This window comes from Tsukamurella sp. 8F (assembly GCF_029167375.1).
Taxonomy (GTDB): Bacteria; Actinomycetota; Actinomycetes; order Mycobacteriales; family Mycobacteriaceae; genus Tsukamurella.
Map to the genome: position 1 here is coordinate 1 of NZ_JARFTP010000042.1, position 14,217 is coordinate 14,217.

13 protein-coding genes are annotated in these 14,217 nt (G+C 69.1%); 9 read left to right on the plus strand and 4 right to left on the minus strand.

All coding sequences use genetic code 11. The features are described 5' to 3' along the window. Positions 1-135: 135 nt before the first annotated feature. Both P0W64_RS20690 and P0W64_RS20695 read right to left on the minus strand, forming a co-directional pair. Entirely contained in the window at positions 136-1,035 is a 900-nt protein-coding gene (locus P0W64_RS20690) for an SAM-dependent methyltransferase (RefSeq protein WP_275482072.1), read from the minus strand. Between the two features lie 56 nt (positions 1,036-1,091). Then, on the minus strand, positions 1,092-1,955 hold the full coding sequence (locus P0W64_RS20695; RefSeq protein ID WP_275482073.1) for an AraC family transcriptional regulator: 864 nt from the start codon (positions 1,953-1,955) through the stop codon (positions 1,092-1,094). Positions 1,956-2,029: 74 nt separating this feature from the next. On the opposite strand from P0W64_RS20695, the gene P0W64_RS20700 reads away from it, so the two are divergent. Next, positions 2,030-2,398, plus strand: coding sequence for a VOC family protein (locus P0W64_RS20700; RefSeq protein WP_275482074.1), 369 nt, complete (start codon positions 2,030-2,032; stop codon positions 2,396-2,398). Positions 2,399-2,448: 50 nt separating this feature from the next. On the opposite strand, the gene P0W64_RS20705 is transcribed toward P0W64_RS20700, so the two are convergent. Continuing rightward, complete coding sequence (locus P0W64_RS20705) at positions 2,449-3,174, minus strand: HNH endonuclease family protein (protein WP_275482075.1); 726 nt, start codon at positions 3,172-3,174, stop codon at positions 2,449-2,451. A gap of 119 nt (positions 3,175-3,293) precedes the next feature. On the opposite strand from P0W64_RS20705, the gene P0W64_RS20710 reads away from it, so the two are divergent. The 8 genes from P0W64_RS20710 to P0W64_RS20745 are packed head-to-tail and all read left to right on the plus strand — an operon-like array spanning position 3,294 to position 13,163. After that, complete coding sequence (locus tag P0W64_RS20710; protein ID WP_275482076.1) at positions 3,294-4,094, plus strand: TIGR03084 family metal-binding protein; 801 nt, start codon at positions 3,294-3,296, stop codon at positions 4,092-4,094. Beyond that, the gene (locus P0W64_RS20715) at positions 4,091-5,815 is read left to right on the plus strand and encodes an acyclic terpene utilization AtuA family protein (RefSeq protein ID WP_275482077.1); all 1,725 of its coding nucleotides are present in this window, start codon (positions 4,091-4,093) and stop codon (positions 5,813-5,815) included. Before P0W64_RS20710 ends, P0W64_RS20715 begins: the two co-directional genes overlap by 4 nt. 1 nt (position 5,816) lies before the next feature. Further along, entirely contained in the window at positions 5,817-6,989 is a 1,173-nt protein-coding gene (locus tag P0W64_RS20720; protein WP_275482078.1) for an acyl-CoA dehydrogenase family protein, read from the plus strand. Between the two features lie 19 nt (positions 6,990-7,008). Continuing rightward, positions 7,009-8,598, plus strand: a complete 1,590-nt coding sequence (locus P0W64_RS20725) for an acyl-CoA carboxylase subunit beta (RefSeq protein ID WP_275482079.1) — start codon at positions 7,009-7,011, stop codon at positions 8,596-8,598. A 9-nt stretch (positions 8,599-8,607) separates the two neighbouring features. Next, entirely contained in the window at positions 8,608-10,566 is a 1,959-nt protein-coding gene (locus P0W64_RS20730; RefSeq protein WP_275482080.1) for a biotin carboxylase N-terminal domain-containing protein, read from the plus strand. A gap of 4 nt (positions 10,567-10,570) precedes the next feature. Continuing rightward, a complete protein-coding gene (locus P0W64_RS20735; RefSeq protein WP_275482081.1) occupies positions 10,571-11,740 on the plus strand; it encodes an acyl-CoA dehydrogenase in 1,170 nt (389 codons plus the stop codon). Positions 11,741-11,748: 8 nt separating this feature from the next. Further along, complete coding sequence (locus P0W64_RS20740; RefSeq protein ID WP_275482082.1) at positions 11,749-12,522, plus strand: enoyl-CoA hydratase family protein; 774 nt, start codon at positions 11,749-11,751, stop codon at positions 12,520-12,522. 17 nt (positions 12,523-12,539) lie between these two features. Next, the gene (locus P0W64_RS20745) at positions 12,540-13,163 is read left to right on the plus strand and encodes a TetR/AcrR family transcriptional regulator (RefSeq protein ID WP_275482083.1); all 624 of its coding nucleotides are present in this window, start codon (positions 12,540-12,542) and stop codon (positions 13,161-13,163) included. Between the two features lie 4 nt (positions 13,164-13,167). Here the strand turns inward: P0W64_RS20745 and P0W64_RS20750 are convergent, their stop codons facing one another. Next, positions 13,168-14,217: an alpha/beta hydrolase gene (locus tag P0W64_RS20750; protein ID WP_275482084.1), complete on the minus strand. Its 1,050-nt coding sequence runs from the start codon at positions 14,215-14,217 to the stop codon at positions 13,168-13,170.

The window sequence follows — 14,217 nt, forward strand, 5'->3', positions numbered from 1 at the left end:
CCCCCCCCCCCCCGGGGGGGCCCCCCGACCCCGGGCACGATCCCGGACGGCGGTGCACAGGCGAAGGCGTCTCCTTATCCCGATCCGGCTCCACTTTCAGCTCGGGCCGCCGCACTCGGGTCGAGTCAGGCTGCCCTACAATGCTCTTCGGGCTGTAGCGATCCAGAACAGTGGGCCGTCGGGCTGGGCGGCGTCCACGGCGGGCGGGACCCGTCGGCCGCATGCACGGGCGGCGGCGGGAACGTCGAGCACCGTTCCGTTCCAGCCCAGTCGGCGCAGCCAGGTGACCGGCTCGGCAACGGCGGCGCCTAACCGTGTGCCCCGGGCCGCCAGCGCCGCCCGGCCGGCCGAGGTAGCGCCGGCGGTGGTGGCCGCGGGATAGCCGTGCTCGACGATCAGACGGCTGCCCGGAGCCGAGAGGTCCGCTGCGGTCTCGACGACCGAGGTACCTACATCCTCGTCCAGATACACCAGCAGCCCCTCCATCGACCAGACGGTGGGCACCGACGGCTCGAAGCCTGCATCGAGCAGGGCCGACCTCCACGGTCCGCGCAGGTCGCTGGCAAGCATGATGTGCCTGCTCAGCGGTCGACGGTCGAGTGCGCCGAGAACCGTCTGCTTGAATTCGGTCGTACCGCCGTCGTCCAGATCGAACACACGGACATCGACGGGCCACGGGATCCGCAGCGCTCGACCGTCCAGACCTGCCCCCAGCTGGACCACCTGACGGCAACCCGCCCGCGACGCCTCCACGAGCGCTCGATCGAAGAGCCGGGTACGGACGGCGAGATACCCGGTCATCGCCGGCAGAAGCTCCCCCAGCACCGTCGTACCTCGAACCCACGCGATCGGATCGTCGGAGTCGAGGCGAGCCGCCGCTGCCGCCACCATCGGCCCGGCCGTCGGGTCGACGAACAGGGCGTCGGGGCGCATACTCTCGATCCTGCGGTCCTGCGCCGTGACTATCGCGGTACGGCTGACGCCGCCCGCCGTGCCGGGGGACCTTCTCGGCGACGGGACCGGATACTCTTCCACCCAGCCATGTTCAACCGCGTGCCATCACGGCGTCTTGGAGAAATGGGCGTCGTCCGTCACACCGCCACGTACGGCCTGTCGCCGGTCCGCACATCGGCGATCTGGACGAATTCCTCACGCAGCCACTCCGTCAGCGTGCATCCACTCAACGACCGCCACTCCGCAGCCAAGTGGGCCTGATCGTAGAAGCCGCATCGCAGAGCGAGACCCGCCAAAGGCGTCTCGGGTTCGGCAGCCAACAGCCGAACGGCGTTCTCGAACCGTGCCACCCGTGCGACCCCCTTCGGCCCCATACCGAACTCCGACCGGAATCGCTCCGAGAACCAGCGCCGGCTGTAGCCCACCTCATCTGCCAACCAATCGATACGAACGCGCCCGTCGGCAGCGGTGATCAGATCGAGCGCCGCATCCAGAGCGGGCAGCGACGGGTTCCGGAGTGGTCCATGCGCTTCTCGGGCGCGCCTCCGCAGGAAAGCGCCGAGGATCGCGAAACGATCCTCCCATCCGGACGCCGATATCAGATGATCGACCAGATGTGTTGCGGCTGAACCGACCACGTCCTCCGTTCGCTCCACTCGATCTGTCAATGAGTCCAATGGCACGCCGAGGATGGACCTGACTCCACGGGGCGTCAGACCGACGCGCATCCCGTACGCAGCGCCCGGCTGGTGCAGCAGCGTCGGCCTACGGCGCAGCCCCGCAACGAACCCACCACCGGTCGCACACACCTCCCCGAACCGCCCCGACACGGTGATCGATGCATCGAAGTCGATCACCAGTAGGGCCGAGCACGACGGCATACCCCTATGCGTGTGCGCACTCTCTGAGGGCGCCCGTTGATAGCCCACGACCCCGGTCACGTACCGCCGCAACGCAGGATCCGGCTTCGCCACGAACACCCCGGTCTCGGCCTCGGTCACAACCCGAGTCTATTCGCCCCGAGACCGCCTTTTTCTCCAAGACGTTCTCCGGATTCCGGGCCTAACCTCCGAGCATGTCTCCAGCTCCCGTCACTCATTTCGAGATCCTCGGCACCGACGGCGCCAGCCTCGCGTGCTTCTACCGCGACAGCTTCGGGTGGCCGCTCCACTCGGTGCCGATGGCCGGCTACGACCACTACGCCTACCTCCCCGCAACGAACCGCACCATCGGCGGAGCCGTCGGGAGCCCCTCCAGCGCAGCCCTTCCGGCCGTCGTCGTATACGTCGAGGTGCCCGACCTAACGGCCGCGATCGATCGAGCCGTCGCCGCAGGCGGACGCCCGGACGGCAACGTGACCGCACTACCCGGTGGCGAAGGGACCTACGCACACCTCCTCGATCCCGCAGGCAACCGAATCGGGATCATGAGCCGCCACCCCTAGCGATCCACCCCCACCGCCGACACCCGCCTCCCACAACGCGAGGACCGGTGTCACCCGCACCCCTTCCACACCTGCCGGATCACCGCCGCGCTCCCCCGATCCACCGCCAGCCCGTACTCGCGGCTGATCGCGGAGAACTGGCGCACGTACTGGCAGTGGAACCGTTCGTTCGCGGGCATCCATCGACCAGGCGGGCTGTCTCTCTTGTTCTCGTTCGACGGGCCGTCGACGGCGACGAGGTTGCGCGGATCGTTGGCCAACCGAGTGCGCTTCGCGTCGTCCCAGGCGTACGCGCCCATGTCCCATGCGTACGCGAGTGCGACGACGTGGTCGATCTGTACCTTCGCCGACGTCTTCGGGCCGCGTTGGAAGCGGACCCTCGCCCCCGTGTACGGGTCGGCGAGCACCCCGGAAGCCACGGCCCGAGGGCACGAACGGATCTCCACGTACGTCTTCTCGGCCAGGTCGCGGTCCAGGACGTCGTTGCGTGTATCGCAGCCGTTGCCCCCGAGAAGGGCGTCCTGATCATCCGTCCAGGCCTCGCCGAACGCGACCCGGCGGTACGGGATGACCGCACGTTCACGGCGGGCGAGCACCGCCACCCCCACCAGTACGTCCCCGAACGGCGAAGCGGTGACCTCGGTCCGCCCGGTAGACGACGGCGTCTGCACGCCCCGGTCCCCGAGCGAGGTCGCCGCTACGACCACCGCGGTCGACACCGCGATCACCAGCCCGGCCCACGCCTTCGGCGTCAGCCTCCGTCTGCTCCCCCGCACCCGCACGCCCCCTTGTCGACGATTCGTCGGCGACGCTATCCGCACCCACCGACACCATTCGGCGAGACAAACAAGCATTGCTGCTTGTTTTTTCTTTCAGGAGCTGTCAGGGTTGAGCCATGCCCTCAGCAGAGACCGTCTTCGACGCGCTCGCCGCCACGTCCGACGCGGTCGCATCGCTTGCCGACCGGGTGCCGGATTGGACCCAAGACACCCCGGCTGCCGGATGGACCGTCGGCCATCAGGTCGCCCATCTGACCTGGACCGACGAGGTCTCGATCCTCGCGGCGACCGACTCCGCAGCGTTCGACAGGCTGCTGCAGAGCGCCGCGGGCGACCCGCTCGGTTTCGTCGACAAGGGCGCGCAAAAGGTTCTCGACGAAGCCGGCGATGCCCTGCCCACACGCTGGCGGTCCGGACGCGAGACGCTTCTCGCCGCGCTCCGCGCGGCGGATCCCGGCACGCCACTCCCCTGGTTCGGGCCACCGATGCGCCCGCACACGATGGCGACGGCACGGGTAATGGAGACGTGGGCCCATGGCCAGGACATCGCCGCAGCAGCCGCAGGCACCCTCGACGTACCGGATGCGCTTCCGTTGGTCGCGCGCATCGGTTACAAGACCCGCGATTTCGCCTACATGGTGAACGGGCAGACGGCCCCGGGCGAGCCGTTCGACGTGGTCCTGACGGCGCCCGACGGCTCCGAGGTCGCGTTCGGTCCAGGCGACGCCGGACAGCGGGTCACCGGTTCGCTGCTCGACTTCTGCCTGCTGGTCACCCAGCGCATCCATCGCAACGATACCGACCTCGTCGCGACCGGAGGCGACGCCGCGCACTGGCTCACGATTGCGCAGTGCTTCGCCGGCCCGCCCGGCGCCGGGCGACCGGCCGAGAAGACGCCCACAGGGAAGGAATCATGACGCGCGACACCCCGATCCGCATCGGCAACATCTCCGGCTTCTACGGCGACCGTGCATCGGCACTCGGCGAGATGCTGTCGGGGCCCGTCGACTACCTCACCGGCGACTACCTCGCGGAGCTGACCATGCTGATCCTGGGCCGTGATCGGCTCAAGGACCCGAGCACCGGCTACGCCAAGACCTTCCTACGCGCATTGCGAGAGCATCTCGCCGAGGCGCGCTCGCGCGGGGTCAAGATCGTCGTCAACGCGGGCGGACTCAACCCCGGCGGCCTGGCCGAACAGGTGAGTGCGCTCGCGACCGAGCTCGGCGTCGACACTGCCGTGGGCTGGGTCGACGGCGACGACCTCGTCTCGCGCGCAGCCGATCTCGGCGTACCCGGCGCCGTCACGGCCAACGCCTACCTCGGCGCCTTCGGCATCGCGGACTGTCTGAACTCGGGGGCCGATATCGTGGTCACCGGGCGGGTCACGGACGCGTCTCTCACCGTCGCTCCGGGTATCGCCGAGTTCGGCTGGGGCCGTGAGGATTACGATGCGCTTGCAGGCGCCGTCGCAGCGGGTCACGTCATCGAGTGCAGCGCGCAGGCCACGGGCGGCAACTACGCCTTCTTCTCCCGCTATCCGGTCGACACGCTCCTGCACCCCGGGTTCCCGATCGCCGAGCTCGCTTCCGATGGGACGTCGGTCATCACCAAACACGATGGCACCGGCGGCATCGTGACCGTCGGGACCGTCACAGCCCAGCTGCTCTACGAGGTGACCGGACCGCGCTATGCCGGTCCCGATGTGACGCTCCGGCTCGATTCGGTCCGCCTCGAGCAGCAGGGCGAGGATCGCGTCGCGATCACCGGCGCCGTCGGTGAGCCGCCGAGCCCGACCACCAAGGTGGCGACGACGACGCTAGGCGGCTTCCGCAACGAGATCGGCTTCCTGCTCACGGGTCTCGACATCGAGCGCAAGGCCGAACTGCTCGAAGCGCAACTGCGCGCAGGTCTCGATGCCGAACCCGGCGAGCTCCAGTTCCGCCTCGCCCGCACGGACCATCCCGACGCCGACACCGAGGCCGCTGCCACCGCGGTCCTGACCGCCGTCGCGTGGGACGCCGACCCCGACAAGGTGGGGCGCAACTTCAGCTCCGCCGCGGTGGAACTCGTCCTCGCGACCTATCCGGGCGCCAGCCCTACTGCGCCCCCGCAGAAGGGCTCACCCTACGGCGTGTACGTGCCTTGCTACATAGCCAACGAGCAGGTGCCGCACCGCGCGCATCGTCCCGACGGCACCGTCGTGGAGATCGCGCCGCCCACACGTACGGCCGGAATCGCCACGGATGAAAGTGATCCCGGCGCAACCGGGGAATCTGTGGGACCGACGCGGCGCGTGCCGCTCGGCACCATCGTCGGTACGCGCAGCGGGGACAAGGGCGGGTCCGCCAACGTCGGCGCCTGGGTCGAATCCGACGACGCCTACGCGTGGCTGCGCGGCTACCTCACCATCGAACGCCTGCGGCAGCTGCTGCCGGAGACAACCGAGCTACCCGTGGCCCGTTACGAACTGCCGCATCTGCGTGCAGTGAACTTCGTCATCGAGGACGTTCTCGGCAAGGGCGTCGCCCACGGTTACCGGTTCGACCCCCAGGCCAAGGGCATCGGTGAGTGGTTACGCTCCCGTCACGCCGACATCCCCGTGGCCCTACTGGGCGACGCATCCGAAGGAGAATGACATGCCCTCCGTATGGGAGAGCGAGGAGCGGACCGCGCTGCGCGGCACCGTCGCCGCGTTCACCGAGCGCGAGATCCTGCCTCACCTCGACGAATGGGAGCGCACCGGCCTACTGCCGCGCGAGCTGCACAAGAAGGCGGGCGATCTGGGGCTGCTCGGAGTCTCCTTCCCCGAGTCGGTCGGAGGCGAGGGCGGCGACCCCCGCGACGCGCTCGTGGTGTGCGAGGCCATGCATGAGGCCGGCGGCTCCGGCGGCCTGTTCGCCTCGCTCTTCACGTGCGGCATCTCCACCCCGCACCTGATTCTCGCGGGAACGCCTGAGCAGCACGAGAAGTGGGTGCGCCCCGTGCTCGCGGGCGACGCCATCAGCGCGCTCGGAATAACCGAGCCGTCAGGCGGTTCCGACGTCGGGCACCTGCGCACCACCGCCCGCCGCGACGGTGACCACTACATCGTCAACGGAGCGAAGACGTTCATCACCTCGGGCATCCGCGCGGACTGGGTCGTCACCGCCGTCCGAACAGGCGGCGAGGGCGCTGGGGGCGTCTCGCTGCTCGTGATCGAGAAGGGCCGCGAGGGGTTCGACGTCAGCAAGCCCCTGCAGAAGATGGGCTGGCACGCCTCGGACACCGCAGAGCTGTCGTTCACCGACGTGCGAGTACCGGCCGAGAATCTCGTGGGGCCCGAGAACGGCGGCTTCCTACTCATCGGCGCCGCCTTCGTCACAGAGCGTCTCGCCCTCGCCGTGCAGGCGTACTCGCAGGCGCAGCGCTGCCTCGACCTGACCCTCGAGTGGGTGCGCAGCCGCGAGACCTTCGGCAAACCCCTCATCAAGCGGCAGGCCGTCCAGAACAGCGTCACCGAGATGCGCCGCCGAGTCGAGGTCGCTCGTGTGTACAGCAGGTACGTCGCCGACTGTTACACCGAGTCCCTCGAGGCCGGCGGCCCGGCGGCGGCCGCCGAGTGGGTCCCACAGGCGTGCTTCGCGAAGAACACCGCGGTCGAATGCGCCGAGTGGGTCGCGAACGAGGCGGTCCAACTGTTCGGGGGCCACGGCTACATGTCGGAGTACGAGGTGTCGCGGCAGTACCGCGACATCCGCATCCTCGGCATCGGCGGGGGCACCACGCAGATCCTCACCACCCTGGCGGCCAACCGCCTCGGATACCGCTGACCAGGAAGGACCGAACACCATGACGGTGCTCACCAGCACCCCGCCCGCAGACGCAGCCGAGAACCGGGAGAACATGCTCGCCAAGCTCGGCGAGTTGGAGGCCGAACTCGCTAAGGCCTTGGCAGGCGGTGGCGAGAAGTACGTCGAGCGGCATCGGGGGCGCGGCAAGCTCACCGCCCGCGAGCGCATCGACACCGTTCTCGACTCCGGCTCACCGTTCCTCGAGCTGTGCCCGCTCGCCGCGTGGGGCAGCGACTTCCAGGTCGGCGCGTCGCTGATCGGCGGTATCGGCGTCGTGCACGGCGTCGAGTGCATGCTCGTCGCCAACGACCCGACGGTGAAGGGTGGTACGTCGAACCCATGGACGCTGCGTAAGTCGCTGCGACTCAACGACATAGCCATGGAGAACCGGCTTCCGGTGATCTCGCTCGTCGAGTCCGGCGGAGCCGACCTGCCCACACAGAAGGAGGTGTTCGTACCGGGAGGCGCGATGTTCCGCAACCTCACGCAACTGTCGAAGGCGGGCATCCCCACCATCTCGGTCGTGTACGGCAACTCGACTGCCGGCGGTGCGTACATCCCCGGAATGAGCGACCACGTCGTGATGATCGCCGAGCGCTCCAAGGTGTTCCTGGCCGGCCCTCCCCTGGTGAAGGCCGCGACCGGCGAGATCAGCGACGACGAGACGCTAGGCGGTGCCGAGATGCACTCGCGCGAATCGGGACTCGGCGACTATCTCGCGGCGGACGAGTTGGACGCAGCACGCATCGCCCGTACCATCGTGCGGCGCCTGAACTGGCACAAGCAGGGCCCCGCACCGCGGTCCGGCGTCAAGCCCCCGCGCTTCGACGCGGACGGGCTACTCGACATCGTGCCGCCGGACCTGAAGGTGCCCTTCGACCCGCGCGAGATCATCGCGCGCGTGGTCGACGACTCCGACTACGACGAGTTCAAGCCTCTGTACGGCAGCTCGCTCACCACCGGATGGGCTGAGCTCCACGGCTATCCGATCGGCATCCTGGCCAACACGCGCGGCGTCCTCTTCAGCGAGGAGGCCCAGAAGGCCACGCAGTTCATCGAACTCGCGAACCGCTACAACACGCCTCTGCTCTTCATCCACAACACGACCGGTTACATGGTGGGCGCCGAGTACGAGCGCGGCGGCATGATCAAGCACGGCTCGATGATGATCAACGCCGTGTCCAACTCCGAGGTGCCGCACATCTCGCTCATCGCCGCTGCCTCGTACGGCGCGGGGCACTACGGCATGTGTGGCCGCGCGTACAACCCGCGCTTCCTGTTCACCTGGCCGAGCGCCCGCAGCGCGGTCATGGGAGCGAAACAACTCGCGGATGTCGTGACCGACGTCGCGAGCGCCGCGGCAGCGGGCCGCGGGACGCCGATGGAACCCGCCGCGATCCAGGGCATGCACGACTACATCGAGAACCAGATAGACAAGGAGTCTTTGCCGGCCTTCATGTCCGGGATGCTCTACGACGACGGCATCATCGACCCACGGGACACCCGAACCGTGTTGGGCATGGCCCTGTCCGCAATCCACAACGCTCCCGTCGCCGGCACCGACCGCTTCGGCGTCTTCCGGATGTGAGGAACTGATATGACAACCACTTTCACGTCGGTCCTCGTCGCCAACCGCGGAGAGATCGCACGCCGTGTCATCGCCGCAGCGCATGCGCGCGGTCTGCGTGCCGTCGCCGTCTACTCCGACGCCGACGCGGACTCCCCCCATGTTGCGGAGGCCGACGAGGCCGTCCGACTTCCCGGCGAGACGCCGGCCGACACCTACCTTCGCTCCGATCTGATCATCGGCGCCGCCCGGGCGACCGGCGCCGAGGCCGTACACCCCGGTTACGGCTTCCTCTCCGAGAACGCCGACTTCGCAGCGGCAGTCGGCGACGCCGGCCTGGTCTGGATCGGTCCCAGTCCCGAGGCCATCACCGCCATGGGGTCGAAGGTCGCGGCCAAGGAACGCCTGCTCGCCGCGGGCGTACCGATGCTGACCAACCTGACGCCGGATCAGGTGGCCGACAGCGACTTCCCAGTGCTCGTCAAGGCCTCTGCAGGCGGCGGCGGGCGCGGCATGCGCGTGGTCCGCGACCGCACCGAACTACCCGAGGCCCTCGCCGCAGCGGAGCGGGAGGCCAAGTCCGCCTTCGGCGACGGCACGGTCTTCTGTGAGCGCTACCTGGAGCGTGGCCGTCACATCGAGGTGCAGGTCATGGCCGACACCCACGGCACCGTGTGGGCGGTCGGGGAACGCGAGTGCTCGGTCCAGCGGCGCCACCAGAAGGTCGTCGAGGAGGCGCCATCACCTCTCGTCGAACGACGTCCGGACATGCGGGACAAGCTCTTCCAGGCCGCCACCGACGCCGCGAAGGCCATCGGCTACACCGGGGCCGGCACCGTCGAGTTCCTGGCGACAGACGCCGGCGAGTTCTTCTTCCTCGAGGTCAACACCCGACTCCAGGTCGAGCACCCCGTCACCGAGGCCACCACCGGACTGGACCTGGTGGGTCTCCAGTTCGACGTGGCCGCCGGTGTGCCGCTGCCGAGCGACCTTCCGCCCGCGACGAAGGGTGCGGCAGTCGAGGTCCGCCTGTATGCCGAGGATCCCGCACACGACTGGCGCCCCGCCGCGGGTGTGCTACGCCGCTTCTCCGTGCCCGGCGTGGTGAGCGAGTTCGAAGGTCCCAGCCGTCCCGGCGTCCGCCTCGACAGTTCGGTCGCCGAGCGTGACGCGGTAGTCGAGGTCTTCTACGATCCCATGCTGGCAAAGGTCATCGCCTGGGCTCCGACCCGCACCCAGGCCCTGGCGATCGCTGAATCCGCGCTGCGGCGCAGCGAGATCCACGGCCTCACGACCAATCGGGACCTGCTGGTACGCATCCTCGCCGACACGGATTTCCGTGCGGGCGACTTCGCCACCGACTTCCTCACCGGCGACCGTCTCGAGGAGCTTTCCGCGCCGCTGCTCACTGCGGAAGACGCAGCAGTCGCCGCCCGTGCGGCCGCCGCCGTGCTCGACCGCCGCGCGGCCGCCGCGGGCCCGGTGCCGTACGTACCCGCGGGTTGGCGCAACGTCGGACGCCCCACCTACACCCGCGAATTCGCCGCCGGGGAGGAGAGCATCACACCCGATGCCGCAGCTGCCGTGTCCTCGGTCGCGGAGCGCGACGGCGGCTACGACGTCGCGGTGGAGCGCCACGGCATCCGGAGCACCGTCGCAGTCACCCTGTACGAGGACGACGAGACCGTGGCCGAGATCGACACGCCTCGCGGCGGTCTCGCGCTCACTCTGGTGAACCGGCTGCCGTCGGGCGCCCCGGCAGCCGCGGCGGGCTCTCTGCTCGCCCCCATGCCGGGGGTCATAACCCGCATCGGGGCCGAGCCCGGGGACACCGTCACCGCCGGTACTCCGGTGCTGTGGATGGAGGCGATGAAGATGGAGCACGCCATCGCTGCGCCCGCCGATGGTGTAGTCGCGTCCATCGACGTGACCGTGGGACAGAACATCTCGGCCGGCGCCGTGGTCGCCGTGCTGGACAACGAGGAGTGAACGCATGACCGTGAGTATGGAAGTCATCGAATCAGACGAGCGGAAGGCCCTACGGCAGACTGTTTCCGACCTCGGGCAGAGGTTCGGTCCCGAGTACATCCGCGAGAAGGTGAAGGCCGGCGAGGGCCCCACCGAGCTCTGGAAGGCGGCGGGCGATCTCGGGCTCGTGGGCGTCAACATCGCCGAGGAGTTCGGCGGCGGCGGCGCCGGGATGTACGAACTGGGCATCGTCGGTGAGGAGCTCGCGGCCGCGGGCGCGCCGCTGCTCATGCTCGTCGTGTCACCTGCGATCAACGGCACGATCCTCAGCCGCTACGGCACCGACGAACAGAAGAAGCACTGGCTTCCCGGTATCGCGAGCGGCGAGACCATCGCGGTATTCGCTATCACGGAGCCCGACGCCGGCTCCAACAGTCACCGCATCACCACCACGGCCCGGCGCGACGGCGCAGACTGGATCATCAGCGGGCAGAAGACGTTCATCTCGGGTGTCGAGCTCGCCGATGTCATCCTGGTGGTGACACGGACCGAGGACGCGAAGACCGGCAACCTGCGACCGGCGCTCTTCCTCATGCCGACGGACGCTCCGGGCCTGAAACGCACGAAGATCGAGATGGAGGTCGGGCTGCCGGAGTCGCAATGGCAGCTCTTCTTCGACGACGTCCGCCTGCCCGCCGAAGCGCTCGTCGGGGAGCCCGACGCGGCGATCGCGCAGCTGTTCGCCGGTCTCAACCCGGAGCGCATCATGGCCGCGGCCGGCGGCGTCGGGTCGGCGCGCTTCGCGATCGATCGTGCGGTGGACTACGCGAAGGGGCGCACGGTGTTCCGGGCCCCGATCGGCGCCCATCAGGCCATCGCACACCCCCTCGCCGAGCTGAAGGTGGAGACCGAGCTCGCCAAACTGATGCTGCAGAAGGCCGCGACGCTGTATGACGCGGGGCAGGAGTTCGCCGCCGCCGAGTCGGCGAACATGGCGAAGTTCGCCGGCGGTGAGGCCGGCGCGAAATCGGTCGACCGCGCCATCCACACCCTGGGCGGCAACGGACTGACCACCGAGTACGGACTCGCGCAGATGCTGGTCGCGTCCCGCCTGTTCCGCATCGCCCCCGTGAGCCGCGAGATGGTGTTGAACTTCATCGCCGAGCATTCCCTCGGCCTGCCGAAGAGCTACTGAGGTGATCCATGACTGATCCCTACGTACGTTACGAGAGCCGCGACGGCGCGGCCCACGTAGTGCTGGACAGCCCGCACAATCGCAACGCGATCTCCACCCGGCTGCTCACCGAGCTCGCCGAATCGCTGGAGCGGGCGGCGGAGGACACGTCGGCCCGTGCCGTGGTCCTCACGCACACGGGTGGGACGTTCTGTGCCGGAGCCGACCTCAAGGAGGCCTCGACGCCACAGGAGGCCGACCCGGTGTTCCGTTCGCAGCAGATGGTCGACGCGATGCGCGGGATAATCGGCTGTCCGAAGCCCGTGATCGCCCGCATCGACGGCCACGTCCGCGCCGGTGGGTTCGGCCTCATGGGATCGTGCGACACCGTGTTCGCCTCGGGGAAGGCGACATTCGCATTGACGGAGGCCCGGCTCGGGCTCGCCCCCGCGATCGTGTCCCTCGTCGTCCTGCCGCACGTGAGCAGCCGCTTTGCGGCCGACATCCTGCTCACCGGCCGCAGATTCGCGCCCGATGAGGCCGCGCGCGCAGGCCTGATCACGGCCGCGACGGACGATCTCGACGGCATCGTTGCCGAACATCTACAGACGCTTCGGCAGTGCTCACCGCAGGGCCTACGAGAGACGAAGCAGTTGCTGTGGCACGATATCCTGCAGAGCTTCGACGAGCGGGCCGGCGATCTGGCGGCGCAGTCGGCGCGGCTGTTCGGCTCGGACGAGGCACGGGAAGGCCTGACGGCCTTCCTGAGCAAGCGTCAACCCTCGTGGGCCGCTACAGAATAGGCGGAAAGGGGATGGCGATGGTCAGGCGGGCGCCGGTCCGTGCACCGCAGCAGGACCGCAGCCGTGTCACGCGGCAGCAGCTGCTGGAGACGACGATCGCCTCCCTCGCTTCTCAGGGCTGGGGTGCCACCACGGTGGGAAGCGTGGCGCGCCAGGCGGGCGTGAGCCGCGGCGCGGCGCAGCACCACTTCCCCACCCGCGAGGACCTCATCGCCGCGGCTCTGGAGTACATGGGTGAGAGGCGGATCCACCAGGCACGCGAGGCCGCCGAATCCGTGCCGGACGGACCGGAACGTCCCTATGCGGTCGCTCAGCTGATCATCGACTTCTACACCGACGACCTGTTCAAGGCCGCCCTGCACGTGTGGACGGCCGCCGCCAGCGACCCCGAACTCCGCGAGCGGGTGCTGCCGTTCGAGAACCGTTTCTCCCGCGAGGTGTTCGGGCTCGCGATGGGGCTGCTCGGTGCCGACCGCGACGACGCCGAGACCCGCCGCGCAGTCCAGGCGACTCTCGACCTCGCACGCGGCCTCGGACTGGCCGACCTGCTCTCGGACGACTCCGCGCGCCGCGCTGACGTCGTCGACTTCTGGGGTGGCCGTCTCGCCGCGCTGACCACGGCGCCGCACGCCGCACGCTGACCTCTCATGCCAGCCCGCGCGGGGGCCGGTGATCCGCTACGGAACATATGCGTGCCGCGGCGCGGCGGGCACACGTGGCCACGTCGTTCCAGCGCGAAACGCCTGTGCCCGAAACGGTCCCGTCCGAGCAACCGGTGCGCCCGAGGAACACGGCGAGGTCGCGGCGCGCCTGCTCCCCCTCGGGGAGGAGGTGCATATACCAGTTGTGAAACATACCCGGGTATTCGTGCAGTTCGACATCGACGCCGGCCGCATCGGCGAGGCTCACGAACCGCCTGGCATCGGGGTTGAGGAGATCTCGCGTGCCGGTGAGGACGACCGTCGGCGGCAGGCCGGTGAGATCGCCTGCGAGCGGGTTGATCTCGGACGAGCCCACCCCGTCCGGCCCGGCGTACCATCTCCCTGCCATCTTCAGACCGTCGATATCGAGCTCGGGGTCGTAGGGATCGACCTCGTCGGAGCGGGGATCAGACACACCCATGTCGAGCCACGGCGAGCCCAGCGCCACGGCCGACGGGATACGTCCGTCTTCGTCACGGACCGAACACGCGAGGTCGACGGCGAGCGCGCCTCCGGCAGAGTCGCCCGCGACCACACGCGGGCCGGGATGGATCGCGACCCGGAGGTCGTAGACCGCTCGTACGCTCCGCCGGATCGCGCGGTGATCGGCGGCCGGGGCCAGCGGGTAGATCGGCATCACCACGGAAGCCCCGGTGGTCTCCACGAGCCACCTGAGGAAGCGCCAGTGATGGTGCTGCGGCTGCTCCACGAAGCCACCGCCGTGCAGATAGAGCACCCGCACCCGCCCGGCACCGGCCGCCGGCTCGATCCATCGGCACGGCGTGCCCGCCACCTCCTCGCTGCGGTACCGCACCCGCCGACGCAGCCACCACGGCGGCCGTGTCATCGAGGCACGCTGATGGCGACCGAGATCGGCCACCATCTCACCCGGGTCTCCGTAGAAGCGCTTACTGCGCTGGGCGCGCAGTGACGCCATCACCAGACGCGCACGCACTGACACGGACGTAGCGATCACCGTCGAGTCTGCCCGCAT